Origin of the sequence: Photobacterium toruni (assembly GCF_024529955.1) — a bacterium.
Taxonomy (GTDB): domain Bacteria; phylum Pseudomonadota; class Gammaproteobacteria; order Enterobacterales; family Vibrionaceae; genus Photobacterium; species Photobacterium toruni.
The window spans coordinates 107658-132833 of the sequence record NZ_AP024854.1 but is presented as its reverse complement, the minus strand read 5'-3'; the positions used below and the strand labels follow the sequence as shown (position 1 = coordinate 132833).

The 25176-nt window shown below is 41.2% G+C and carries 26 protein-coding genes; 8 read left to right on the top strand and 18 right to left on the bottom strand.

The features are described from left to right. Nucleotide 1 precedes the first annotated feature (1 nt). Nucleotides 2–721 (bottom strand): osmolarity response regulator transcription factor OmpR, encoded by a 720-nt coding sequence (ompR, locus tag OC457_RS00625; RefSeq protein WP_080174299.1) that lies wholly within the window; start codon nt 719–721, stop codon nt 2–4. Between the two features lie 505 nt (nt 722–1226). On the opposite strand from ompR, the gene greB reads away from it, so the two are divergent. Genes greB through OC457_RS00610 form a run of 3 tightly spaced genes read left to right on the top strand, consistent with a single transcriptional unit; the run spans nt 1227 to nt 4174 of the window. Continuing rightward, entirely contained in the window at nt 1227–1700 is a 474-nt protein-coding gene (greB, locus tag OC457_RS00620) for a transcription elongation factor GreB (RefSeq protein WP_080174298.1), read from the top strand. A gap of 37 nt (nt 1701–1737) precedes the next feature. Continuing rightward, nucleotides 1738–1923 (top strand): hypothetical protein, encoded by a 186-nt coding sequence (locus OC457_RS00615; protein ID WP_159447847.1) that lies wholly within the window; start codon nt 1738–1740, stop codon nt 1921–1923. Next, nucleotides 1841–4174 carry a Tex family protein gene (locus tag OC457_RS00610; protein WP_080174297.1) on the top strand — a complete coding sequence of 778 codons (2334 nt, stop codon included), beginning with the start codon at nt 1841–1843 and terminating at the stop codon, nt 4172–4174. The genes OC457_RS00615 and OC457_RS00610 overlap by 83 nt, the downstream gene beginning before the upstream one ends. A gap of 54 nt (nt 4175–4228) precedes the next feature. On the opposite strand, the gene OC457_RS00605 is transcribed toward OC457_RS00610, so the two are convergent. Then, nucleotides 4229–4717, bottom strand: coding sequence for an ATP-dependent Lon protease (locus tag OC457_RS00605; RefSeq protein ID WP_235866923.1), 489 nt, complete (start codon nt 4715–4717; stop codon nt 4229–4231). Nucleotides 4718–4821: 104 nt separating this feature from the next. Next, on the bottom strand, nt 4822–5586 hold the full coding sequence (gene bioH / locus OC457_RS00600; RefSeq protein WP_080174295.1) for a pimeloyl-ACP methyl ester esterase BioH: 765 nt from the start codon (nt 5584–5586) through the stop codon (nt 4822–4824). 36 nt (nt 5587–5622) lie between these two features. Between bioH and OC457_RS00595 the strand changes: the two genes are divergently transcribed. Both OC457_RS00595 and nfuA read left to right on the top strand, forming a co-directional pair. Next, nucleotides 5623–6333: a ComF family protein gene (locus OC457_RS00595; protein WP_080174294.1), complete on the top strand. Its 711-nt coding sequence runs from the start codon at nt 5623–5625 to the stop codon at nt 6331–6333. Nucleotides 6334–6459: 126 nt separating this feature from the next. Then, the gene (gene nfuA / locus OC457_RS00590; RefSeq protein WP_162841682.1) at nt 6460–7047 is read left to right on the top strand and encodes a Fe-S biogenesis protein NfuA; all 588 of its coding nucleotides are present in this window, start codon (nt 6460–6462) and stop codon (nt 7045–7047) included. A gap of 69 nt (nt 7048–7116) precedes the next feature. Here nfuA and OC457_RS00585 read toward each other — a convergent pair whose 3' ends face one another. The 6 genes from OC457_RS00585 to OC457_RS00560 all read right to left on the bottom strand — a co-directional run bounded on the left by OC457_RS00585 (nt 7117) and on the right by OC457_RS00560 (nt 12277). After that, the gene (locus OC457_RS00585) at nt 7117–7506 is read right to left on the bottom strand and encodes a 3D domain-containing protein (protein ID WP_080174292.1); all 390 of its coding nucleotides are present in this window, start codon (nt 7504–7506) and stop codon (nt 7117–7119) included. Nucleotides 7507–7621: 115 nt separating this feature from the next. Then, nucleotides 7622–8959 (bottom strand): MATE family efflux transporter DinF, encoded by a 1338-nt coding sequence (gene dinF, locus OC457_RS00580; protein ID WP_080174291.1) that lies wholly within the window; start codon nt 8957–8959, stop codon nt 7622–7624. Between the two features lie 100 nt (nt 8960–9059). Then, complete coding sequence (gene cyoE / locus OC457_RS00575; RefSeq protein WP_080174290.1) at nt 9060–9986, bottom strand: heme o synthase; 927 nt, start codon at nt 9984–9986, stop codon at nt 9060–9062. After that, complete coding sequence (locus tag OC457_RS00570) at nt 9979–11034, bottom strand: COX15/CtaA family protein (RefSeq protein ID WP_080174289.1); 1056 nt, start codon at nt 11032–11034, stop codon at nt 9979–9981. The genes cyoE and OC457_RS00570 overlap by 8 nt, the downstream gene beginning before the upstream one ends. A 29-nt stretch (nt 11035–11063) precedes the next feature. Continuing rightward, nucleotides 11064–11597, bottom strand: coding sequence for a cytochrome oxidase (locus OC457_RS00565; protein ID WP_080174288.1), 534 nt, complete (start codon nt 11595–11597; stop codon nt 11064–11066). Then, nucleotides 11594–12277: an SURF1 family protein gene (locus tag OC457_RS00560; protein ID WP_235866922.1), complete on the bottom strand. Its 684-nt coding sequence runs from the start codon at nt 12275–12277 to the stop codon at nt 11594–11596. Before OC457_RS00560 ends, OC457_RS00565 begins: the two co-directional genes overlap by 4 nt. A 68-nt stretch (nt 12278–12345) precedes the next feature. Between OC457_RS00560 and OC457_RS00555 the strand changes: the two genes are divergently transcribed. Further along, the gene (locus OC457_RS00555) at nt 12346–12558 is read left to right on the top strand and encodes a DUF2909 family protein (RefSeq protein ID WP_080174287.1); all 213 of its coding nucleotides are present in this window, start codon (nt 12346–12348) and stop codon (nt 12556–12558) included. Nucleotides 12559–12577: 19 nt separating this feature from the next. On the opposite strand, the gene OC457_RS00550 is transcribed toward OC457_RS00555, so the two are convergent. The 5 genes from OC457_RS00550 to lexA all read right to left on the bottom strand — a co-directional run bounded on the left by OC457_RS00550 (nt 12578) and on the right by lexA (nt 17700). Beyond that, nucleotides 12578–13480 carry a cytochrome c oxidase subunit 3 gene (locus tag OC457_RS00550; RefSeq protein ID WP_080174286.1) on the bottom strand — a complete coding sequence of 301 codons (903 nt, stop codon included), beginning with the start codon at nt 13478–13480 and terminating at the stop codon, nt 12578–12580. Further along, the gene (locus OC457_RS00545) at nt 13464–14042 is read right to left on the bottom strand and encodes a cytochrome c oxidase assembly protein (protein ID WP_080174285.1); all 579 of its coding nucleotides are present in this window, start codon (nt 14040–14042) and stop codon (nt 13464–13466) included. Before OC457_RS00545 ends, OC457_RS00550 begins: the two co-directional genes overlap by 17 nt. Before the next feature lie 8 nt (nt 14043–14050). After that, entirely contained in the window at nt 14051–15643 is a 1593-nt protein-coding gene (gene ctaD, locus OC457_RS00540) for a cytochrome c oxidase subunit I (protein ID WP_080174284.1), read from the bottom strand. Between the two features lie 18 nt (nt 15644–15661). Then, on the bottom strand, nt 15662–16798 hold the full coding sequence (gene coxB / locus OC457_RS00535; protein ID WP_080174283.1) for a cytochrome c oxidase subunit II: 1137 nt from the start codon (nt 16796–16798) through the stop codon (nt 15662–15664). A gap of 281 nt (nt 16799–17079) precedes the next feature. Further along, complete coding sequence (gene lexA / locus OC457_RS00530) at nt 17080–17700, bottom strand: transcriptional repressor LexA (protein WP_080174282.1); 621 nt, start codon at nt 17698–17700, stop codon at nt 17080–17082. Between the two features lie 349 nt (nt 17701–18049). Here lexA and plsB point away from each other — a divergent pair, with 349 nt between their 5' ends. Then, on the top strand, nt 18050–20488 hold the full coding sequence (gene plsB, locus OC457_RS00525) for a glycerol-3-phosphate 1-O-acyltransferase PlsB (protein ID WP_080174281.1): 2439 nt from the start codon (nt 18050–18052) through the stop codon (nt 20486–20488). Between the two features lie 65 nt (nt 20489–20553). Here the strand turns inward: plsB and ubiA are convergent, their stop codons facing one another. Further along, on the bottom strand, nt 20554–21417 hold the full coding sequence (gene ubiA / locus OC457_RS00520) for a 4-hydroxybenzoate octaprenyltransferase (RefSeq protein WP_080174280.1): 864 nt from the start codon (nt 21415–21417) through the stop codon (nt 20554–20556). After that, nucleotides 21411–21953, bottom strand: coding sequence for a chorismate--pyruvate lyase family protein (locus OC457_RS00515; protein WP_080174279.1), 543 nt, complete (start codon nt 21951–21953; stop codon nt 21411–21413). The genes ubiA and OC457_RS00515 overlap by 7 nt, the downstream gene beginning before the upstream one ends. Before the next feature lie 169 nt (nt 21954–22122). Here OC457_RS00515 and OC457_RS00510 point away from each other — a divergent pair, with 169 nt between their 5' ends. Next, nucleotides 22123–22545 carry a flagellar basal body-associated protein FliL gene (locus OC457_RS00510; protein ID WP_080174278.1) on the top strand — a complete coding sequence of 141 codons (423 nt, stop codon included), beginning with the start codon at nt 22123–22125 and terminating at the stop codon, nt 22543–22545. Between the two features lie 66 nt (nt 22546–22611). Here the strand turns inward: OC457_RS00510 and glpD are convergent, their stop codons facing one another. Together glpD and OC457_RS00500 are read right to left on the bottom strand one after the other, a co-directional pair. Next, entirely contained in the window at nt 22612–24147 is a 1536-nt protein-coding gene (gene glpD, locus OC457_RS00505) for a glycerol-3-phosphate dehydrogenase (protein ID WP_080174277.1), read from the bottom strand. 231 nt (nt 24148–24378) lie between these two features. Continuing rightward, nucleotides 24379–25140 carry a DeoR/GlpR family transcriptional regulator gene (locus OC457_RS00500; RefSeq protein ID WP_080174276.1) on the bottom strand — a complete coding sequence of 254 codons (762 nt, stop codon included), beginning with the start codon at nt 25138–25140 and terminating at the stop codon, nt 24379–24381. Between the last annotated feature and the right edge of the window lie 36 nt (nt 25141–25176).

Genomic DNA, 25176 nt, shown 5'->3' with positions numbered 1-25176 from the left:
CTTACGCCTCACGACCATCAGGCACAAACACGTACCCTAAACCCCACACCGTTTGAATATAACGTGGGCGACTAGGATCCTCTTCTACCATACGACGCAAACGTGAAATCTGTACATCAATCGAACGTTCCATGGCTGAATATTCACGACCACGCGCCATATTCATTAACTTATCACGTGACATTGGCTCACGTGCATTAGTGACTAAAGCTTTTAATACTGCAAATTCACCCGATGTCAGTGGCATCGGTGCATCACCACGGAACATTTCACGCGTACCAAGATTTAGACGGAAATCACCAAACTCAATCACTTTACTCGAAACACTTGGTGCTCCTGGTGCTTCAATGGTTTGACGACGTAAAACTGCACGAATACGGGCTAATAACTCACGCGGATTAAACGGTTTTGGTAAATAATCATCGGCACCCACTTCAAGCCCGACAATACGATCCACTTCGTCGCCTTTTGCGGTTAGCATCAAGATCGGTAGCATGTTGTTAGCACTACGTAAGCGACGACAAATGGATAAGCCATCTTCACCAGGCAACATTAGATCGAGTACCATCAGGTGAAAAGTCTCACGTGCAAGTAAACGATCCATTTGCTCGCCATTTGCGACACTGCGTACCTGAAATCCTTGCTCAGAAAGATAACGTTCAAGTAATGCACGTAAACGCATGTCGTCATCGACCACTAATATTTTATAATTTTCCTGCATTTTTCACCTTCATCGATCACGATAACGTAGTGTTGCTAAGTGTACGCAAGTCGTAATAACTAACGTTTAATTTGACCATGATTTTTACCTTCAATATAACGTTTGAATAAAAATATCTAACGCACGATATCGAAGTGAACATTGTCATCACAGCCAATATTGATTATAGAGTAATAATAATGACCAATAGATAATAACCACAGCTAATCAGTAATTATAACATGCTAATTATTATCATGATTGTGTTATTAGTATGGTTATAGTATTCAACAATTACTCTTTTTATATGCCTTTATAGCATGGTGATTCAACTCTGAACACTACTTTACCAGAGAGATTAATTGATGATGCTAACAAGATCACTTTCTACTGTTCTGATGCTGTTTTACAATTAATTCCTTCAGCGAATGAACCACAATTTAGCAGTCACAGTTTATCATTCTATTGCTTTCTATTTTACGCTAGCGATGATAGAACAATGCCAAACTATTGTTTGAGAATAATGATGAGAACCAATTTAATTACCCGTGAAGGGTTTGATAAATTAGAACAAGAATTGAATTTCTTATGGCGAGAAGAACGTCCAGAAGTCACCAAAAAAGTGACTTGGGCAGCAAGCTTAGGCGATCGCAGCGAAAATGCAGATTATCAATATAATAAGAAACGCCTGCGTGAAATTGATCGGCGAGTGCGCTTTTTACGAAAACGTTTAGAGGCGGTTAAAGTCATTGATTACTCCCCTCAACAAGACGGTAAAGTGTTCTTTGGTGCATGGGTTGAAATTGAAAATGAAGCTGGCGAACAAAAAACATTTCGCATTGTAGGTCCAGATGAGATCTATGGCCGCAATGATTATATCTCTATCGACTCCCCCATGGCGCGAGCATTACTCAGTAAACAAGTTGACGATGATGCCGTTGTGACAACCCCTCTTGGTAAAAAAACATGGTTTATTAATCGCATTCGTTATCTCGACTAACTCAAGAACAAACCATAATCTCAACATACTGAAATAAATGGCTGATATACAGCCTGACACACTCTTCACCGCGGTTGACTTGCCAGATCAAGATTCAGCCGTAGAATGGAAGCTTAACGATCAACAAGAGAAATCAACGGATGAGCAACGCTATCAACCAACAGATCGCCACCGAACTGAATGTGCGCACGGAACAAGTCAATGCGGCAGTCACCCTACTTGATGATGGTAATACGGTGCCTTTTATTGCCCGTTACCGTAAAGAGGTCACTGGCGAATTAGATGACACCCAATTACGTAATTTAGAATCACGTTTAGGCTATTTACGTGAACTCGATAGCCGTCGTCAGGTCATTTTAAAATCCATTACCGAACAAGGTAAACTTACGCCTGCACTTAAAGCTGAAATTAACAGTGCAGACAGTAAAACTCGTCTTGAAGATCTCTACCTGCCTTACAAACAAAAACGCCGCACCAAAGGTCAGATTGCGATCGAAGCTGGTATTGCACCACTCGCGGAGTTGTTATGGAGCCAACCTCAACACTCGCCAGAAACAACAGCAGAGCAATACCTAAATCCAGAACAAGGCTTTGCCGATAGTAAAGCGGTACTTGATGGTGCACGTGCAATTCTGATGGAACAGTTTGCGGAAGATGCGGCACTACTTGAAAAAATTCGTCGTCAATTAAATAGCCATGCTGAACTTACTTCGCGCATCATTGAAGGTAAAGAGCATGATGGGGCTAAATTTAAAGATTATTTTGACTATAACGAGCCCATCAAAAACATTCCATCCCACCGTGCATTAGCATTATTCCGTGGCCGTAATGAAGGTTTCCTACAGTTATCCCTCAATGCGGATCCCAATAAAGACGAGGCGGTTCGCAGCTCATATTGTGAAGTCATTATTGCAGAACATTACAACGTTAGCTTAGGCACACAAGCGGCTGATGCATGGCGCAAACAAGTGATCAGCTGGACATGGCGCATTAAGATATTAATGCACATGGAAACTGAACTAATGAGCATTTTACGTGAAAAAGCCGAAGATGGTGCGATTCAAGTTTTTGCGGATAATCTGCATGACTTATTGATGGCAGCACCTGCGGGTCCACGAGTGACTCTCGCACTGGATCCCGGTTTACGTACAGGGAGTAAAATTGCGGTTGTTGATGAAACAGGTAAAGTTTTAGATACTGCAACTATCTACCCTCACCAGCCACATAACAAAATCGCTGAATCTACCAAAACGGTAGTTGCACTGATTAACAAGCATAATGTTAACTTAATTGCGATTGGTAACGGCACTGCTTCACGTGAAACAGATGCTTTTGTCGCACAGCTGATTAAAGATAATCAACTTAAAGTACAAAGTGTGATGGTCAGTGAAGCTGGCGCATCCGTTTACTCCGCATCAGAACTGGCAGCGAAAGAGTTTCCTAATATGGACGTATCGATTCGTGGTGCAGTTTCTATTGGTCGTCGTCTACAAGACCCTCTGGCAGAACTGGTTAAAATCGATCCAAAATCAATCGGTGTCGGCCAATACCAACATGATGTAAGCCAAAGCATGCTCGCGAAACGCTTGGATGTGGTGGTTGAAGACTGTGTAAACGCCGTAGGTGTTGATGTAAATACCGCATCAGCTGCTTTACTGACTCGCGTTGCGGGTTTAAATGCCACTATTGCGCAAAACATCGTTACTTATCGCGATGAAAATGGTCGCTTTGATGCACGTACTGCCCTTAAAAAAGTGGCACGTTTAGGACCTAAAGCGTTTGAGCAATGTGCGGGCTTCTTACGGATAATGAACGGTAAAAACCCACTTGATGGCTCAGCCGTTCACCCTGAATCTTATGCGGTCGTTAAAGCAATTTCAGCCGCTAACAATAAGCCGGTTGATGCCATCATTGGTAACAGTGATTTTTTACGTAGCCTTAAAGCCATTGATTATACCGATGCTAATTTTGGTTTGCCGACAGTTAATGACATCATTAGTGAGCTCGATAAACCAGGTCGAGATCCTCGGCCTGAGTTTAAAACAGCCACTTTTGCTGATGGCGTTAATGAAGTAAAAGATTTAATTCCCGGAATGGTATTAGAAGGCGTGATCACCAACGTGACCAATTTTGGTGCTTTTGTCGATGTTGGCGTTCACCAAGATGGTTTGATCCATATCTCTGCCCTGTCTGATAAATTTATTTCAGATCCACGAGAAATAGTTAAAGCAGGTGATGTGGTTAAAGTCAAAGTGATGGAAGTTGATATTCAGCGTAAACGTATTGCGATGAGTATGCGCTTAACTGATGAACCAGGGCAAGAAAAGCCCACTCGACAATCAACACCAGCAGCTCCTCGCCAACAGGCACCACGTCAACAGCCGCATCAGACGAAGACATCTACCCCACCCAAAAACACACCACCGATGGGCGGCGCTTTTGCAGCAGCCTTTGCCAATGCTAAGAAAAAATAATCCGCATTAATTGAAATAAACATCAACAGTCAGACTTATTGTCTGGCTGTTGGTTTAAATAATCGTCAGAGAGTTCGTCGAGGGATTCGGTAAGATTGCTTGAGCATAATGATGACTAACAACCCCTTTAGTGCGCTCACTATCACGGATCAACGCTAGCTGCGCTAACAACTCTCGAGGCAATTCAATATGCATTGAATAACCCAGTTCCACGGTGGGTGCAAAATAATTATCCAGCGATAATACTCGCATAATTTGGGCAAATTGTTGCTGATAACCCGCAAAGAGTTTTGCCTGCGATTGTGAATAATCAGGATGTTCGCTTGGATCCCAACCGGGTTTATTACGCTGCTTTTCTTCTGCAGAAAGGGGGGATTCTGCTGTCGCTGCACGCCCCTCAACCACTGGTATAATTTTTTCACGGACACGATTATCCCGCGCAACTTGACCGGTTAATGGATTCATAGTTGTCGCAAATACTGGTGGTGTTGATTGTAATGGCGCAATCACCATGGTTGAAAATCCATTATCACGATGCCTCAAATACCGTTATATCACCTTATACATAATATCGACCGATCTTGTTTATTATTAACCTAAATCCACGACGATAAACCCCATAATCTGACCTAAAGCACAAAAGTCGATCACTCTATGAATGTCTTTATTACCGTAATAAATTCATTCAAATGAGAAATAAACGGTGCATGGGATGCATCCGCAAAAACGTAACTCTGCGACTGCGGATATAACACGTTTAATAGCGGTTCCGTTTTAATCGGAACCAGAGCATCCAATCGACCATACACACGTAACCATGGTTGTGATAATGCTGTCAGAGATTGACGTAAATCAACGGTCTCTAATAATTCCAACCCTAGTGTTAAAGCCGCTAAATGTGGTTGCGACCGAGATAGTACTGCGGCTTTTAACTGACGAATGTCCTCTTTAGCGGTTTGACACCCCAAGGCTTGTAATACTAAAAATCGTTCAATTGTAAGTGCGAAATCAGTCATCAACTGGGTTTGAAAATTAGCCAGTACGCGTGGTTGAATACCGTTCCAATCGGTTTGAGACATAAAGCATGGCGAACTCGCAACCGTAATTAATTGCGTTACCCGTTGTGGAGCAACCAATGCCGCTTGGCTGGCAATAATACCGCCTAGCGACCAGCCTAACCAAACAGCCTGAGCTGGTGCCTGCGCAAGTAACATATCCACGATGTCATTTAATGATGTTGCCGCGAGCATGGCATTGTCACCATAACCTGGAAGATCACACCAATGAACACAGTAATGCTGATTTAACTGTGGGATCACATCTTGCCATACACCGATATTCATTCCCCATCCATGAATGAGAACCAGATCGGGTCCTTGGCCTTCACAATGCCAATTAAACCGTGATGTCATTTATAGTTCCTTTCATTAATTGCAAGCGAGGCGATAATGATGCCAAATAAAATGTCATCATGGCGAGATAAATTACATTATCACTTATTATTTCGGCACTGTTCCTTATGCCAACTCCCTTTAACTACAACTGACTATTTTTGGTGTGATTATTGTCTATCCCAATTTCCAATCCATCCTTATTGCCAACATTGCGGCAGCACAACCGTAACGTCGGTCATTGCGTGTGGTCATTGCCTAACTAAGCCTCCACTTTGGCACCGTCTTTACCGATTAGGCGAATATCGTCCTCCATTGCAACAATTGGTACATCAACTAAAGTTTTGTGGCAAATTTTGGTTAGCACGTCCACTGGCACAACAATTAGCCCAGCACATTACTCAGCCAGCCCCCTTGTTATTACCGGTACCTTTACATTGGCGACGTTACTGCCAACGCGGGTTTAATCAGAGCCATCAACTTGCATTAGCTCTTGGTGATATTTTTAATAGTCGTGTTGATACGCAGGCTTTTAAACGTCTACGTCATACCCCTTCGCAACAACAACTCTCTAAATTCCAGCGACACCACAACTTACACCACGCTTTTCAATTACGAACCATAACCTTACCTTCTCATGTTGCTATTGTTGATGATGTTGTAACAACAGGCGCAACCGTTCATCAATTAACCGAATTACTTATTCTACAAGGCGTAAAAAAAGTAGATATCTATACGTTATGCCATACTGAACAATCAGTTAATTAATCTTGCACAAAAAAGACGCGCATTAATTAATAAAACGTGGTCAAATAAAAAATGTCGCTTTAGAGATGCGACAATGACTCACAAAGAGTAGAATAAATAAAACTTACTAAATCAGTCAGGTATTACATCGTGTCCATGATCACTATTACTGAAAACGCTCAGCAGCACTTTAGCAAGCTTCTTGCTCAGCAGCCTGAGGGTACTAATATCCGTGTTTTTGTTGTAAATCCAGGCACTCAAAGTGCTGAATGTGGCGTATCCTACTGCCCACTAGATGCGGTTGAAGCAAGTGATACGGAAATGAAACTTGAGCTATTCTCTGCTTTTATTGACGAATTAAGCCTTCCCTTCCTTGATGATGCTGAAATCGATTTTGTCACAGATAAAATGGGCTCACAGCTAACATTAAAAGCACCTAACGCCAAAGTGCGTAAAGTTGCTGATGATGCATCATTGATTGAACGTGTTGACTACGTGCTACAAACTCAAATCAACCCACAGCTTGCAGGCCATGGTGGCAATGTATCATTAGCTGAAATCACTGAAGATGGCGTTGCCATTCTACAATTTGGTGGCGGTTGTAATGGTTGTTCAATGGTTGATGTCACGCTAAAAGAAGGCATTGAGAAAGAGCTATTAGCACAATTTGAAGGCGAATTAACGGGTGCACGTGATATTACCGATCACGCCCGTGGCGATCATTCTTACTATTAATCGTTTTGAGCCACTTATTGTAAATAGCAAAAAGCCGCATCGAAATGCGGCTTTTTTATTGGGATTGATTTATGAATGGAGGACGGTAATCGTTACTCGTCGTTTTCCCCAATTCTTAGCGGCTCTAACATCTTTACCCATATAGATATCTATCTTGCGATTCCAGCGATGATGCATTTTATCTAACACCACGTATTCACCGGGTAAACCTGAAATTTTCACTTTAGAACCACGCTTTAAACCCATTTTGAGTAAATCACGGGAAACAGCGATGGCTTTCATGCCGGGTTTTAAACGATCACCCCAAGCTGCAATGCTAGGGCTGGAATCTGTTTGCGCTGATACTGAATTGTATGCTGTTGCTGTAACATTCAATTTTTTAAAGCTACTGGCATAACTATGAACACTGAAGGTTAAACTCAGAACCAGTAATAAATAACCTATAATCTTAGTTGTCATTCGCACCACCTGGATAAGAAGTGAACGCATTTAAACAAATCATAATCACGATTGGAAGTCTTTTTTGTACAAAAAACCACCAGCACAGCCAGCTATCATGATAAGTAATTGTTTATTAAGTGTGCGGTAAAAATATATTTTTTCTCCACAAATAAATGAAGATCACTGCCAATATCAGCCCTCGTAATGCCATAAAACCAATCATTGCAGCCCATAATGCATGATTACCATGGCTGCTCATTACCCACCAAATAGCAAAAAAACCGCACGTTGCTAAGAACATACTGTTACGCATATCTTTGCCTCGCGTCGCTCCAATAAAGACACCATCTAACAAAAAACACCACATAGCGACAAGAGGTACTGCCGTTAGCCATGGTAAATATTGATCAGCTTGCTGTTGTACTGCTGGAATATCAGAAATGATGCTAATAATTTGCGTACCAAAGAGGATAAAAATGGCGGTTAAAACTAATGAAATTAATAAACTCCAAAATGTTGTTCCAACTAAATAACGCTCTAGCTGACCTTTACTTCCAGCCCCTACAGCTTTGCCGACAAGAGCTTCCATTGCATAGGCAAACCCATCCATCGCATAGGACACTAGCATTAAAAAACTCATTAATACCGCATTAGCTGCTACCACGTTATCGCCTAGGTATGCCCCTTGAAAAGTCATAAAAGTAAACGTGGCTTGTAAACATAAACTCCGTAAAAAGATGTCACGGTTAAGTTTAAGTAGTCGCCCTATACCATGGCGAACACTGGCTAGCTTTTGTTTTAACGGAGGCAATTCCAAACGTAACCATTGTTGAGCCACAAACCACAATCCCAATATCATGCCACTGTAATCGGCAATAACTGACGCTGCCGCGGCACCTTGTACTTTCCAACCCAACCCAAGAACAAACACTAAATCAAGCGCTATATTAACAACATTCGTTACAATCAATAGCCACATTGGTAACTTGGCATTTTGCATACCAAGCAACCAACCCATAATTACAAAATTAGCCAGTGCCGCTGGCGCGCCCCAAATGCGGGTCGAGAAATATTGAGCGGCATACAGTTTTACTTCACTGCCCGCGCTACTAAAGTGGAAAATAAGCTGGCTCACCGGTTGATGTACAATCACCAATATCACACCAAATAACCAAGCGAGTGCCATACCTTGAACAAAAATCACCGCTTGCGCATCTTTGTTAGCACTACCTTGCGCTTGCGCAGTAATACCTGTAGTTGCCATTCGTAAGAATCCGAGCAACCAGAAAGTGACATTAATCATAGTGCCACCAACAGCGACACCACCTAAATACCACGATTGATCAAGATGACCGATTACCGCAGCATCAACCAAACCTAATAACGGTACAGTAATATTAGACAGCACCATTGGTAGCGCTAATGCGAAAACTTGATAATGCAGTGATTTATCTTTTAATGCAGCCAGCACACTCGCTCCTTACTTAAGCAATAAAATAAGAGAGCAGTGTACCGATTTGAAGAGAGAGACAACAGCCTGATTTTGATACTAAAAATATCTGTTACGGCTATTACTTATATCCTAACGACCACGTAATCCACCAGTGATCAACTAACAACACCACAAACAAGGCCAATAAATGCCAGATTGAATATTTAAATGTGGCCCATGCATGACCTGTGGTATCAAAAAATTTTAACTTAATGGCATAACCAATAAATCCGAGGTTCAAGACACTACTACCGACAAGGTACACATAACCGCTCATGGCGGTTAACCACGGTAATAATCCAACGGCAAACAATAACAAGGTATAAAACAACACCATCATTTTAGTGTATTCAATGCCATGCGTTACGGGCAACATCGGTATACCTGCTTTAGCATAATCATCACGACGATGGATAGCTAACGCCCAAAAGTGTGGCGGCGTCCATGCAAATACTAACATTACTAATAACAATGCATGAGGATCTAAATTACCTGTCACCGCAGTCCAACCTAACAGCGGAGGTGCCGCCCCCGCTAAACCACCAATCACAATATTTTGTGGTGTGGCATGCTTTAACCACACGGTGTAAACCACCGCATAGCCAACTAAGCTTGCCATCGTCAGCCACGCAGTTAATGGATTAAGCTGCCACAATAAAATAAATCCCGACACCATCAGCACACATGCAAATAACACCGCTTTTGAGGTTGCAATACGCCCTTTCGCTAGCGGACGATGATAAGTACGTGCCATTTGAGCATCAAAGCGGCGATCTAAGACATGATTGAAAACAGCAGCAGCAGCTGATTGCAAGCCGATCCCTGTTAACCCAAATACCACAACACGAATAGTCGGTATGATGGGCACAGCAAGACACATACCAACAAGCGCAGTTAACAATAGCATTGCTACCACTTTCGGTTTTGTCATAGTGAGATAATCTCGCCATACTGCAGTTGTGCTAATTGGTGTACTTAAACGCTCAAACCCTTGAGATTTAGCCATGCAATTTATCCTTCCTCAATAGCGTCGATCTCGGCTGTAATTGTTGAGATCCAATACCAACACGATAACTAACAGTAACCATCATCACTAATAATCCTAGCCCTGTGACGTTATGTGCAACTGCTACTGCAAGAGGTAAACTTGCAACAATATTTGTTACTCCTAATACAATTTGAACGATGAGTAATAACACTAACCCTAAGCTATAACGTCGTAATATCGGCTGTAGCCAACATAACCATGCCATTACTAATATCACTAGTGTGGTTATCATCGCACCAATACGATGCACGACATGGATTGATACTCGTTGCCCATAATCCAATACGCCATATTGATAACTATCATGCTGAGGTTGCACTAAAAAAAAGGCGCTCTTATCAAACAATTGTTGCCAACTAGCCTCACAAATAGGTAATTTTGTGCACACTAAGGCGGCATAATTAGCCGCAGTCCAACCGCCCAATGCAATTTGAACAATAACCACAATGACACTGATAATTGCCGCAATTCTCAGTCGAGATAATGGTTTTATGCCGATCTGAGTTATATTTACTGGCACAACTTGAATCTTTAACCGTAGTAACCACAATAAACTTACAATCGTAAATCCCCCTAATAAGTGCGCCATAACAACCACTGGCATCAATACTAAAGTCACGGTCCACATACCTAATGCCGCTTGAAAAACAACCATCAATAGCAGTAACAATGGTAATAATTTAGGGCGCGATGGTTGTCGCCACGCCATTAAATTAATAATGAAAACGAATAAACCTAAGCTACCCGCAATATAGCGATGTAGCATTTCATTCCATGCTTTTTGAGGCTCTAATGGTGTTTGAGGAAAAAATTCTGCGGCAGTTTGTTGTTCTATTGCGGTTTGAGGAACAGTTAAAAAGCCATAACATCCAGGCCAATCAGGACAACCAAGACCCGCTTCTGTTAGACGAGTAAAAGCACCTACCGCCACAACAGCTAGCGATAACCCAAAACTAAAACTGACTAAATAAAAGAAGTATCGATCATTGTTATTGGTAATAATCATTCGTTATCCTCCGTAATAACAGCAATGAATCAGCCTATTTTTGAGACTTTTAATAACCGTTTTAGATCACGTAACACGTCCTTTCCTTGCATTAAAATGGCTTTTTCTCCTGCCACAAGAGGATAAGCCATCACCATATTACCGTGAGGATCGGCAATATAAATTGTCGCTAAACCATACTTTAATTGTGCAATTTTTTGTTGCAATGACATATCCACTTGGCGCTGAGCTAATCCTTGCAACAAGGTCGCGGACATTGTATTTAAATGATCGACAAGCACGACACTTTGTAACCGTACACTATCCGCCCCAGCAGCTTGTGGCACTTGACGTAAATTAAACAATGCACCTTGGCAAGCCGTATCACAGGTTGATGGTAGCCAATAAATCAGTTGCCATGTTTGTGGTATTGCCAACTCAGCCACCGTCACTGTTGGCTGCAATAACTGACCACGATTTGTCACTCCACCTTGATACCATTGTTGGTGTAACATCAATTTGGCAATGATTATCGGTAATGCAAACACTAAGGCTATCACTAATAATAATTGATATTTTTTCATACAATGCGCTCCCTGCGTAACCACAATAAAGAGATCACAGCGACTGCGATAGCTAATAAAAGCCACTGCATCGCATAACCATAATGTTTCTTTGGCCCCATCACGACAGGCTGCCATGTTTGAGTTAACGCCATCGGACTTGACGCTGATATTTGAATAACCCACGGCAATAGTGGTTGTTGTAACCGCCGAGAAAGCCTATCTAATTCAATATTTTGCACTCGAAAAGGCCACGATTCATCACGACTATCAGGTTTAAACTGCAATAATTGCTGAGCCGGAGCAATCACACCACTAATAACTTTTCGTCCATTCAATTGTGGCAATACGGGTAATATTTCTCGATATGGAGAAGCAGCAATCCAACCAACATTGACTAACACTTGTTGCTGCTGACTAATAAACGGTAAATAGAGGTGATAACCCGGCCGCCCACGATAGAGTTGATTATCCAACAAAATGGGATGTTGATTATCAAACTCACCTTCAAGGGTAATGCTATGCCATAAGGGATCAATCGGAAGCCGTGCTAAATCAACCACAGGTATTTGTTGTCGTTCTTGAATTTGTGATTGCAGCTGTTTTTTTTCATTAGCACGACTCAGTTGCCACCAGCTAAGTTTGAGTAACAAACTCACCGCAGCAATAGAAAACACAATAAAAGCGATAGTTCGCATCATTACATCTCCTTTTTATCGCCATCCATTAAAACCCGCTATGCTTAAAACAATCACAAAGGACAATTGCCATGCTAATAAAAATATTATTTATCGTATTGTTACTATTAATGATTATCCATTTATTTCGTGCATTACCATCAATGCTAAAAGGTCAATCATTATTACCATTATCACATTACTTAGGTCGTCGATTACTCATTGCTGTCATTCTCGTGGGGCTTATGGTTATCGCTTTATTCACTGGTGTTATTCAGCCAAACCTAACGCCTTATATGCGCTAATTTTTCAATTTAACGATCGTTATAAAATGTAAACAAACACAAATAAGCATAACCACACCACATCAACAAAATGCCAATACCAAGCCCCCGCCTGAAAAGCAAAATGATGTTGAGGCGTAAAATGACCTTTTAAAACACGGCACCACACGACAAATAATAAAATAGCGCCTAAGGTAACATGCATGCCATGAAACCCTGTGAGCATAAAGAAGGTGTTGCCATAAACGCCGCTTTCTAATCGAAGGTTAAGCTCATGATAAGCATGGATATACTCTACTGCCTGTAAATAAACAAACACACCACCAAGTAAGACGGTAACCAATAAAAACAGGCTTAATCGGCGACGTTGATTATTTTCTAACGCAAGGTGAGCAACGTGAAGAGTAATCGATGAGGTTAATAGAATAATCGTATTATATAGCGGCAATCCAATCGGTCCCATGGCTTGGGTTTCAGTACCATCAGGCGTTAATACTAATGGCCAATCAGCAACAAAATCAGGCCATAATATAATATTGGTCATCGCATTATTACTAGCACCGCCCAGCCACGGTACCGCAATCATTCGAATATAAAATAATGCACCAAAAAACGCCCCAAAGAACATCACTTCAGAGAAAATAAACCAACTCATGCCTTGTCGAAATGACCGATCCATCTGAGTGCTGTATAACCCTCCCATTGATTCGTTAATAACATCTCGAAGCCACCCCGTTAGCATTAATAAAATTAATCCAACCCCAGTTAATAAAATCCATGGTCCTTGACCTGCTAATAAATCACCGACGGTCGCTCCTGCGCCCAAGGCAATTAAAAATAATGCCACTGCACCTAAAATGGGCCAACCACTGGCAGCTGGCACATAATATTCATCAGTGCTTGCAAGTGTGGATTGCTGGGGATCATCATAAGAGTTCGACATTTTTCACCTCATTATCTTGCTTGTTAGCTTGAGTAAGGGGTTGTACATTCGAAGTTACGTCATAAAGCGTATAGGCTAATGTCAGCACCTTAATATCCCGCGGTAGATCAGGATCGACATAAAATACTAATGGTAATTCAGCTTGCTCACCCGCCGCTAATGGCTGATGGTTAAAACAGAAACACTCAATCTTATTAAAATATTGAGCCGCAATTCCAGGAGTTACTGATGGTACTGCTTGGCCGACAGATGCTTGCGTATTAAGATTTTTCGCGTCATATTTAATGATTTTCGTCTCCCCAGGGTGAACATCAACTTGCGTGACCTGTGGCGTGAACTGCCACTTCACATCGGGGTTTATGTAAGCAACAAATTCGACACTTACGGTACGACTATGATCAATATTGTCGCTAACCTTGGTGGGGGTGGTTGCGGTTTTACCGTTGATTCCCGTAAGGTCACAAAACACGTCATATAACGGCACTAATGCAAAGGCAAATCCAAACATAGCGATGGCTGCAAAGACTAATGCAATTACGGAGCGTTTTGATTGTGAGTCCATATCAACCTCTACTCATCAATTTTAGGTGGGGTTGAAAAGGTGTGATACGGCACGGGAGAAGGGATTGTCCATTCTAGACCTTCGGCTCCTTCCCATGGTTTTGAGGCTGCTTTTTCGCCTCCACGAATACACTTCACCACCACCGCAACAAAGAATAATTGTGAGATACCAAATAAAAAACCGCCAATACTCACTACCGCATTAATATCAGCAAACTGCAGTGCATAATCCGGAATACGACGTGGCATACCCGCTAAACCTAAAAAATGCATTGGAAAAAATAAAATATTGACCGAAATTAATGAACACCAAAAATGCCATTGTGCTAAACGTTCATTAAACATATGCCCAGTCCATTTGGGTAGCCAATAATATGCTGCCGCCATAATGGAAAAAATAGCCCCAGACACCAACACATAATGAAAATGCGCCACCACAAAATAAGTATCGTGATATTGAAAATCAGCGGGGGTAATAGCTAACATTAATCCCGAAAAACCACCGATGGTAAATAACACAATAAAGGCGATCGCAAATAACATTGGCACTTCAAATGTCAGTGAACCACGCCACATGGTTGCCACCCAGTTAAATACCTTTACTCCAGTTGGTACCGAAATCAACATGGTGCAATACATAAAAAATAACTCGGCAGCAACGGGCATACCCGTGGTAAACATATGGTGCGCCCATACCAAAAAACTCAATCCTGCAATCGAAGCGGTGGCATACACCATAGAGCTATAACCAAAGAGTTTCTTACGCGAAAATGCAGGGATAATTGCTGAAATAATACCGAAACTCGGTAAAATCATAATATAAACTTCAGGATGACCAAAAAACCAAAAGATGTGTTGGAACATCACCGGATCGCCACCACCGGCGGCATCAAAGAAACTGGTGCCAAAATATTTATCGGTTAATACCATGGTGACAGCACCCGCCAACACCGGCATAACGGCTATTAGTAAAAAAGCGGTGATTAACCATGTCCACACAAACAATGGCATTTTCATGTAGGTCATACCAGGGGCGCGCATATTAACAATAGTGACCACCACATTAATCGCCCCCATGATCGAACTGATCCCCATAATATGAATCGCAAACACAAACAATCCAGTACTTGCTGGGCTATAAGTGGTCGACAGTGGCGCGTAAAATGTCCAACCAAAATTAGGACCGCCACCTTCCATAAATAACGAGGCTAACAACAAGCTAAAGGCAAACGGTAGAATCCAAAAACTCCAGTTATTCATTCGTGGTAAAGCCATATCTGGCGCACCAATCATTAATGGAATCATCCAATTAGCTAATCCGGTAAAAGCGGGCATGACGGCACCAAATACCATGATCAAGCCATGAACAGTGGTCATTTGATTAAAGAAATTAGGTTCAACTAATTGTAATCCAGGCTGAAACAACTCTGCACGAATCACCATCGCCATCGCGCCACCAACAAAAAACATCGATAAGCTAAATAATAAATAAAGCGTACCAATATCTTTATGATTAGTGGTAAATAGCCATCGTTTAATCCCCTTAGGTGGATGATGATCATGGTGCTCAATGATGGGTTGTTGGCGCAAAATATCCGTCATGCTGATAATTCCTTATAACTACTGTCCATTTTTAATCGCCTGAATATCAGCGGCTTGTACGGTTTCTCCGGTATTATTACCCCAAGCATTACGCTCATAAGTAATTACAGCCGCTAACTCTTTAAGGCTTAATTGCGGACCAAAAGCTTGCATGGCGGTTCCGGTATTTCCATGCACGACAATCTTGATATGTTCAATACGACGTTGCGGATCAATCGAAACACCTTGTGCTGCTAATGCAGGAAATGCTCCTGGAATCCCCTCGCCACTCGCTTGATGGCACATAGCGCAACGGTTGTTATAGGTTTTTTCGCCCAGCACCATCAGTTCATCCATCGTCATTGTCATGGCTAATAACTGTTGTTCTTGCTCCCGCGCTAGACGTTGGCTGGCTTGTGTTTGTTGTAGCCACTGATCGTATTCAACTTGTGTTTTTGCAATAACGACAATCGGCATAAAACCATGATCTTTACCGCACAACTCCGCACATTGACCACGGTAAATACCCGGCTTATCAATACGCGTCCATGCTTCATTAATAAAGCCGGGATTAGCATCTTTTTTAACGGCAAATGCAGGCACCCACCAAGAATGGATAACGTCTTGCGAGGTGATTAAAAAACGGATTTTCTTGTCGATAGGAACCACTAATGGGTAATCGACTTCTAATAAATAATTAGCCCGTTTAGGACGCAGATTTTCAATTTGAGCCGCGCTGGTCGCGAGGTGAGAATAAAATTCAACATCTTGATCAAAATAGCGATAATGCCATTTCCACTGTGAACCTGTGATTTGAATAGTGAGATCAGATTTTGACGGCTCTTCCATTGCGAGTAGTGTTTTAGTGGCGGGAATCGCCATCGCAATCAAAATAATAAAGGGGATCAGAGTCCAAATAATTTCAACTTTGGTGCTTTCATGAAAAGAAGCCGCAACGGCACCTTTAGATTTTCTATGGTGGAAAATAGACCAAAACATCGCCCCAAAAACTGCCATTCCAATAGCGATACAGATATAAAGAATCGTCATATGTAGACCAAAAACATCTTGGCTTATCGCAGTAACACCGGGGGTCATATTAAGTTGTATTGGTTCAGCAAATAATGACGATGAAAATAGGATTAATCCACTACTACCGATCAGCTTGCGTATCATCGTTCTGACCTCCTTTGTCGGCAACATCTCGCCTCACACAGCACATGCAGCGACAAATAGATCTACCCGCAGCAAAGCTAAAATAACATTCCTCTATGTTTAACTTAGGCACTAAATTACAATAGCGCAAAAAAATACCCATTAAAAACTATTAACAAATCACTAGATAAGACAATGATATTTTAGATAAAATCATCACTAATCATTTTACGAGATAAAAAAAAAGCGTAGCTTATGCGCTACGCTTATTGGTGTTTACTCAATCTGTCGTTAACTACTGTCTACATCCAATCAGCGTTACGAATGACGCCAACAGCAATCCCTTCAATAGTCAGGTTTTGATGCTCTAAATTAACTTCAATTGGTGAAAACTCTTCATTTTCAGCATGAAGCAGTACTTTAGCTCCTTGTTTATCAAGTCGCTTAACCGTCACTTCATCATCAACTCGAGCAACAACCACTTGGCCATTATGGACATCTTGCGTTTTATGTACTGCAAGTAAATCACCATCCATAATACCGATATTCTTCATACTCATACCATTCACACGTAGTAAGAAATCCGCGCGCGGCTTAAATAAGGTTGGATCAACTTCATAATGAGCTTCAACATGCTCTTGGGCCAAAATCGGCTCACCAGCAGCAACATGGCCAATTAAAGGTAATCCTTTTTCATCTGCTACATCATCCGCGATTAATAAACGGATCCCTCGAGAGGCACCAGGAATAATTTCTAATACACCTTTACGGGCTAAAGCTTTTAAATGTTCTTCTGCTGCATTAGCAGAACGAAAGCCAAGTTCACGTGCTATTTCTGCACGAGTGGGTGGCATTCCACAATCATCAATCTTTGTTTTGATCAAATCAAAGACTTGTTGTTGTCGCGGCGTTAACGGCTTCATGAGTCACCTGTCTTTTTATACAGTTGCTGTGAGTATATCCAGTGTTCAAAGACAATAAAAGCCAATTGTTTACGAAAACAGCAATTTGACTAGGAATTCAAAGCCATTCAGTAACTTGGCTAAAAAAATATAATGTCATTATTTAGGGCAATAATTTCAACAGAATCAATCATCTTTCATTAACTGGTCATGCCAGATCGATTTTTAATCCAAAAGTTGTTATAAAAATAAACCATGACTTAGTTAAAAAAGTGGTATTTTAAGCTTTATTTACCGCATATATTCGGCATGAAAGTTGCCTTTTTCTGCTGTTGTGCGGCGTATTTAGATTCAGAGGCTAATTATATCTATGTCACGCGGGCAGAAAATCTATCAACAATTATTAAAATTGCCACTTTCGGTATTGGTAAAACCTCATTCGATTCCATCAGATCCAGTTGCTGACTTAGAACTCGATTTAGCTCGCCCAATCGTCTATATATTGCCGTACCGTTCTAATACAGATCTACTAACTCTACGTAGCAGCGCACTCGCATCAGGCCTACCTGATCCCTTGTCGCAATTAGAAATTAATGGCCAATCTTTTCCACGTTTTGTTTGTGTTGCTGAAAACCCAAGCGTCTTTGGCAATAAGACCGGTTTACCACAAGATTCAATCACACTTTTTAGTGAATTATTGGATTTACATAAACAAGACAGTGAATTAAACATTCAATTAATTCCTGCCTCTATTTTATGGGGTCGAGCACCCGGGAAAGAGTCAAAAACTAAACCTATTTTACGTCCTTTAAATGGCCCTAAAAAGATGTGGGCGATGTTAGGTCATGGTCGAGATTGTTTAGTTCGTTTGAGCACTCCAGTTTCTTTACGCTATATGGCGGATAATCACGGCACTGATGATGCAATTGCACAAAAATTAGCGCGTGTAGCTAAAATTCACTTTTCTCGTCAATTACTTGCCACCTCTGGACCTCGACTGCCTGATCGTAAACAACTTTTTAAACGCTTATTAGCATCAAAAGCCATTGATAAAGTAGTACAAGAAGAAGCATTAAGCCGTCAAATTCCCGTAGAAAAAGTACGTCGTGAAGCGATTGCGATGATGGAAGAAATTGCGGCAGATTTCTCTTATCCACTGATTAAACATGGCGAACGTTTCTTAGGTTGGTTATGGAATAAACTGTATCAAGGCATTAATATTACTAACGCGCAGCGTATTCGTCGTTTAGCGCAAGATGGCCATGAGATTGTCTATGTTCCTTGTCACCGTAGCCATATGGATTACTTGTTACTGTCTTATGTTCTGTATCAAGAAGGCTTAGTGCCACCGCATATTGCCGCAGGTATTAACCTAAACTTCTTCCCAGCTGGTCCAATTTTCCGCCGTGGTGGTGCATTCTTTATTCGTCGCAGTTTCAAAGGTAATCGCCTTTATTCGACAGTTTTTCGTGAATATTTAGCGCAACTCTTTGCCAAAGGCTATTCGGTTGAATATTTCAGTGAAGGGGGCCGTTCACGCACAGGACGCTTACTTCCTGCCAAAACAGGCATGTTATCAATGACTGTCCAAGCGATGTTACGCGGCTTAAATCGCCCTGTGACCTTGGTGCCCGTTTATATTGGTTATGAGCACGTAATGGAAGTAGGTACGTATGCCAAAGAGCTACAAGGCAAACGTAAAGAAAAAGAAAATGTCGGTCAAGTGCTGCGAACTCTGCGTAAATTACGTAATTTCGGCAAAGGTTACGTTAACTTTGGTGAGCCGTTATCACTTAATCAATATTTAAATGATAACGTACCGAATTGGCACAAAGACATCAATCCAATCGAACCACCACGTCCAAGCTGGCTTTCACCTGCAGTGAATGATTTAGCCGTTAAAATGATGACCCATATTAACGATGCGGCGGCGACGAATGCCCTTACTTTATGTGCACTGGCACTGTTATCATCTCGCCAACGCGCATTAAGTCGTAGCTCATTAGAACAGCAAATTGAATGTTATCTTGAACTACTGCGCAATGCTCCATACTCAAAGCATTGCACCACCCCAAAAGATAACGCTACTCAATTGGTCGATCATGCGATCACCATGGATAAATTCTTGGTTGAACGTGATGTACTAGGTGAAATTATCTCACTTGATCGTGAGCAATCAATCTTAATGACCTACTACCGCAACAACATTATTCACTTGTTTGCGTTACCATCATTAATTGCTCATATTGTGGTGCAACAACAGTGCTTAACCCGTGCTGATATTCATCAGCAAGTTGAGTTATTGTATCCATTCTTAAAAGCGGAATTATTTTTACGCTTTAATGAACAGCAATTACCATTAGAAATTGATCGTTTAATTGCTGAGTTAATTCGTCAACGATTATTGTTACTTGATGGTGACACTATTGCGATAAATAATGTTCGCATTGGGCCATTGCAACTATTAGCACGTATCATAACGGAAACATTACAACGTTATGCAATTGCACTGACACTACTCAATGCTGAACCACAACTACCAAAAACAGACTTAGAACAACAGAGCCAAGTACTTGCTCAACGGTTAAGTCGTTTACATGGTATCAATGCACCCGAGTTTTTTGATAAAGGTGTATTTAGCACATTAGTGAAAACCCTTCGTAGTGAAGGCTATCTTAATGATGAGTGTCATGCTGTAACACAGCCAGTAGAGAAACTTGCAGATTTATTAACGTCATTAGTTTCACCTGAAGTGAAATTGACCATTCAAGCTGTCATGCAGCCCGATGAGGAATTGACGAACCACTAATAGTTCGACATAAAAAAGCGCCTAACGGCGCTTTTTTATGTCTCAAGATCGCTGCTATGAACCACTTACGGCCATAATACGCTCAAACTAATACCAATAAAAATCACCATGCCAACATAATTATTATTTAAAAAAGCTTTAAAACATTGTTCGCGTTGACGATCTTGAATTAGCATTTGTTGATAAACAAACAATGCTGACACTAACAACAAAGACCAATAATACCAATGACTTAATTTCAACATTTCGCCAATTGCAATCAGTAACATAATAGTTGCTAGCTGCAATATTCCAATGATTAACTTATCAAACCGACCAAAAAGAATCGCCGTTGATTTAATTCCAACCTTGAGATCATCATCACGATCAACCATTGCATATAAAGTATCATAAGCAATCGTCCATAAAATATTAGCCACAAACAAGAGCCATGCTACTGTCGGTAATGCACCAGATTGAGCAGCATAAGCCATTGGAATTGACCACCCAAACGCAGCCCCCAACACCAATTGTGGCAAATGCGTATAACGCTTCATAAATGGATAAGCAGCAGCCAATATTACCGCAACCACCGACAACATGATGGTAAGGTTATTCATGGTCAATACTAATAAAAATGACACTAATACCAACAAGCTAAACAAGCCTAACGCTTCGCGCTCAGAGACTTTACCTGATGGCATGGGTCGATTAGCAGTGCGCTTTACATAACCATCAACATTACGATCAGCAAAATCATTGATGACACATCCTGCGGCGCGCATAAATACCACCCCAAGTACAAACACCACCAAAACATCTACTTTAGGAAAACCATTCCCCGCTAAAAATAATGCCCATAAGGTTGGCCATAACAACAATAAACTACCAATTGGGCGATCAAAACGGGCTAACTGCCAAAAAGCTCTGGCCTTGGTTATTTCTAACATCCTTTTTCCTTAGCATATACTGGCGATTCGGTTAAGAATAATTCCGCCACCAGCATTGGCTTTTCATTGATCCATAATCGCGAACGTCGAGCCCATTGAGGCTGTTGTTGAGTACCAAGATTAGCAACTTCTAAAGCGTCACGACGTGAATTTTTATCATTAAAAACACGATAGCCTAACGGACTATTACCAAGATCGATGAGGTCTTGTTCTTTGCCACTTAGCGTTGTCATCGGGATCAAAGTGCGCGCAAATACCCATGGATGTTGATCTCCATAAAGTATCACTTCCCGTTCTAAACAATCACTATCGCCGACCAGCTGTCGCTCCATAATTGATAGCTTATCATTACTGATCATTGTCTGTGCTAACACCGTTACGGTAAAATGTTGACAATATTGTGCCAAGCGACGCGACAATGAGGCCGACTCAAGTAACCAAACACCATGTGATGTGTGATCTAAGGCCCATGATTGTATTGAGTACCATTTAGCGCTCTGAAGTAGAGGACTGTACAACTGCTTGAATTCCGACATTTTTTACACTACAAAATTAACAACGACGTGATCAAAACACTTGGTTGAAAGTGGTTAATTTATTAACATATTGATCTGCTATTGTAGCAAGAGGTAACGAATTCGAATATCGTTAACGCTAGTAGATTACACCTAGTTAAGTCTAAATGTCCCTAACTGCATGAGTATCATGATGAAAAAAACTGTTTTTGTAGCGTGTTTCTTGATGGTGATAACATTAATGTCACCAATCACTTATGCAAAACAGCCAACGAGTGCGCTAACTCAATCAAATATTAGTTATTACACCTTAACACCTGATATCACGACCAACTATATTATTAATAATTCTCGATTAGGGTATATTCAGTTACGAATCGATTTAATGCTAACAAATAATAATCAGCTTATTAATATTGAACATCATGCACCTCTGATTCGTGACACGATTATTAGCATTATTAACCAACAATCTGAACAACAAATAAAATCATTCGCTGGGCGTGAAAAAATTCGTCAATTAAGTAAACAGAAAATCAATCAATTATTAGTTGCCGAAACCGGCCATCCCGCGGTTGATGCGCTTTTATTTACTAAATATTTATACCAATAATCACCCACAAAAAAAGCGCCCAACGGCGCTTTTTGATAACAGATTTGTCTCTAAAGATGATAATAGCTATGCAGCTGCAATCGCTGTCTGTGCTTGATGAACAAGAATATAATCGGCAATTATCTGTTGCTGTTCAGCTGTTAAATATAAGCCCAACTTACTACGACGCCATAGCGCATCAGTTGCTGTTTGTACAAATTCATATGTAATTAAGTAATCAAGTTCACACTGGTAAAATCCTTCACCAAAGTGCTGCCCCATCTCGGTTTCTGTCGTGATACCAGCAAATAAGACCTCAGTTCTCGAGCCATAATTATGGGCCATGCGCTGACAAGTAAACGTCGTTAACCACGGGTACTGTTGCTGTAATTGTGTAGCCAGCTTATCACCATCAAAATCAGCACTGCCACCAGGTAAATAACTGTCCTTAGTCCAAGCCGGTCCAATATTAGAGTAAAACGGCGCTAACTTAGCTAATGCTGATTCTGCTAATTTACGATAGGTGGTGAGCTTACCACCAAAGACCGACAGTAAAGGTGCTTCATCTGCTTGTTGTTCTAGCTCTAAAGTATAGTCACGAGTTACCGCTTGTGGTGAGTCTGATTCATCATCACATAACGGCCTTACACCACTCCAATTCCATACCACATCTTCACGCTGACATTGATGCACAAAATGGCTGTTATACACCTCAAGTAAGTAATCAATTTCTTGATCATCAATCGCGACATCACGCGGATCACCATGATACTCAACATCTGTCGTACCAATTACTGAGAAACGATCTAAATAAGGGATCACAAATACAATGCGATTATCTTCATTTTGAAGAATATAGGCTTGAGGCTGATCATGCACTCGTGGTACGACAATATGTGAGCCCTTAATTAAGCGAATATTACGTGGCGATGTTAAATCAGTACTATGATCATAAAATGATTTTACCCATGGCCCAGTTGCATTCACTAATCCGTGAGCGCAGCGTTGGAATGTTGCTCCTGTTACACTATCTTTAATCGTAACACGCCAAATATCCCCCTCTCGAACCGCTTGTTCTACTCGACAACGATTACGCACTTCTGCGCCATGTTTTACCGCTTCCATCGCATTTAAAATGACGAGTCGCGCATCATCAACCCAACAATCAGAATATTCAAATCCTTGTTTAATCGCAGGTACTAATACCGAATCAGCACCAAATGACAAACTTTTACTCGCAGGAAGAGTGGTACGTTTACCTAAATGATCATATAAAAATAATCCGGCACGAATCATCCATGCTGGACGTAAATGTGGCTGATGTGGCAGTCGAAATCGCATTGGTTTCGCTATATGAGGCGCTTTTTTTAATAGTACTTCACGCTCAGCCAATGCTTCTGCCACTAATCGAAATTCATAATGTTCTAAATAACGCAAACCACCATGAATCAGCTTTGAACTTGCCGATGAGGTAGCAGAAGCAAAGTCATCAGCTTCATAAAGACCAACGCTCAGCCCGCGCCCCGCAGCATCAGCCGCAATGCCAGTACCATTAATACCGCCACCAATCACAATGAGATCCAAAATTTGACTATTTTCGAGGCCGTTTAATGCTACTGTCATAATGTTCACACCTATTCAATTAACCATAACAAAACGAACTAAAAATGTTCGTTCGAAAGTGATAATTTGATAATAGCGTATATATTGATCTAATCTAGCCTTAGTTAATCTTGTTGTGACATAAGTTTGATCATTAGCGCAAATTTGATATTTATTGCTATTACAACCAAAAAAAACGGGCTTCTATTAAAGAAGCCCGCTATTTGAGTGTCTATTTAGCGCGGTAAAGGTTTATACCACGACTTCAAAATGGATCTCATTTTCCTGTAACCGTTCAACAAGGCTTATAGGAGGGAGTTGATCAGTAAACAGCATATTAACTTGGCTAATATCACCTAAATTTACCATCGCATTACGACCAAACTTCGTATGGTCGACCCCCAGCATCACACAGCGACTATTTTCAATGATCGCTTGCTTAACTCGTACTTCATGGTAATCAAAATCAAGTAATGAACCATCAAGATCAATGCCACTTATACCTAAGATGCCAAAATCTAAGCGAAATTGTGACACGAAATCAAGGGTTGCTTCACCGACAATACCGCCATCACGATTACGTACTTCACCACCCGCTAAAATAACGCGAAAATCTTCTTTGGCCATTAATAAACTAGCGACATTGAGATTGTTGGTAACAATCCGCAAATCTTTGTGGTTCATTAACGCACGAGCAACAGCTTCTGGTGTTGTACCAATATCAATAAACAATGTTGCGCCATCAGGAATATGGCTTACCAATGCTTGAGCAATACGATCCTTTTGCTCCAATTGTAAAACCTTTCGAGTGGTATAAGCCGTATTGACTGAGCTAGAAGGGACTGTTGCACCACCATGGTGACGACGAATTTTATTTTCATCAGCCAATTCATTAAGATCTCGCCGAATAGTTTGCGGACTGACATTAAAGCGCATCACAAGATCATCGGTACTGACGTATCCCTGACTCATGACTAAATCAATAATTTCTTGATGACGTTTACTTTGCTTCACGGCTGGAAAGCTCCTATCTATACCTGCTATATTCAG

Excerpts from the sequence above, each read along its gene's own strand:
- OC457_RS00610 (WP_080174297.1), top strand. The coding sequence starts at position 1,841 with ATGAGCAACGCTATCAACCAACAGATCGCCACCGAACTGAATGTGCGC.
- OC457_RS00550 (WP_080174286.1), bottom strand. The coding sequence starts at position 13,480 with ATGTCGAACTCTTATGATGATCCCCAGCAATCCACACTTGCAAGCACT.
- glpD (WP_080174277.1), bottom strand. The coding sequence starts at position 24,147 with ATGACAGTAGCATTAAACGGCCTCGAAAATAGTCAAATTTTGGATCTC.
- bioH (WP_080174295.1), bottom strand. The coding sequence starts at position 5,586 with ATGACATCACGGTTTAATTGGCATTGTGAAGGCCAAGGACCCGATCTG.
- cyoE (WP_080174290.1), bottom strand. The coding sequence starts at position 9,986 with ATGGCTAAATCTCAAGGGTTTGAGCGTTTAAGTACACCAATTAGCACA.
- OC457_RS00545 (WP_080174285.1), bottom strand. The coding sequence starts at position 14,042 with ATGGACTCACAATCAAAACGCTCCGTAATTGCATTAGTCTTTGCAGCC.
- OC457_RS00510 (WP_080174278.1), top strand. The coding sequence starts at position 22,123 with ATGATGAAAAAAACTGTTTTTGTAGCGTGTTTCTTGATGGTGATAACA.
- OC457_RS00565 (WP_080174288.1), bottom strand. The coding sequence starts at position 11,597 with ATGAAAAAATATCAATTATTATTAGTGATAGCCTTAGTGTTTGCATTA.
- plsB (WP_080174281.1), top strand. The coding sequence starts at position 18,050 with ATGTCACGCGGGCAGAAAATCTATCAACAATTATTAAAATTGCCACTT.
- ompR (WP_080174299.1), bottom strand. The coding sequence starts at position 721 with ATGCAGGAAAATTATAAAATATTAGTGGTCGATGACGACATGCGTTTA.
- lexA (WP_080174282.1), bottom strand. The coding sequence starts at position 17,700 with ATGAAGCCGTTAACGCCGCGACAACAACAAGTCTTTGATTTGATCAAA.
- OC457_RS00570 (WP_080174289.1), bottom strand. The coding sequence starts at position 11,034 with ATGATTATTACCAATAACAATGATCGATACTTCTTTTATTTAGTCAGT.
- OC457_RS00595 (WP_080174294.1), top strand. The coding sequence starts at position 5,623 with ATGATGCCAAATAAAATGTCATCATGGCGAGATAAATTACATTATCAC.
- ubiA (WP_080174280.1), bottom strand. The coding sequence starts at position 21,417 with ATGTTAGAAATAACCAAGGCCAGAGCTTTTTGGCAGTTAGCCCGTTTT.
- coxB (WP_080174283.1), bottom strand. The coding sequence starts at position 16,798 with ATGATACGCAAGCTGATCGGTAGTAGTGGATTAATCCTATTTTCATCG.
- OC457_RS00555 (WP_080174287.1), top strand. The coding sequence starts at position 12,346 with ATGCTAATAAAAATATTATTTATCGTATTGTTACTATTAATGATTATC.
- OC457_RS00515 (WP_080174279.1), bottom strand. The coding sequence starts at position 21,953 with ATGTCGGAATTCAAGCAGTTGTACAGTCCTCTACTTCAGAGCGCTAAA.
- OC457_RS00615 (WP_159447847.1), top strand. The coding sequence starts at position 1,738 with ATGGCTGATATACAGCCTGACACACTCTTCACCGCGGTTGACTTGCCA.
- OC457_RS00560 (WP_235866922.1), bottom strand. The coding sequence starts at position 12,277 with ATGATGCGAACTATCGCTTTTATTGTGTTTTCTATTGCTGCGGTGAGT.
- ctaD (WP_080174284.1), bottom strand. The coding sequence starts at position 15,643 with ATGACGGATATTTTGCGCCAACAACCCATCATTGAGCACCATGATCAT.
- OC457_RS00585 (WP_080174292.1), bottom strand. The coding sequence starts at position 7,506 with ATGACAACTAAGATTATAGGTTATTTATTACTGGTTCTGAGTTTAACC.
- greB (WP_080174298.1), top strand. The coding sequence starts at position 1,227 with ATGAGAACCAATTTAATTACCCGTGAAGGGTTTGATAAATTAGAACAA.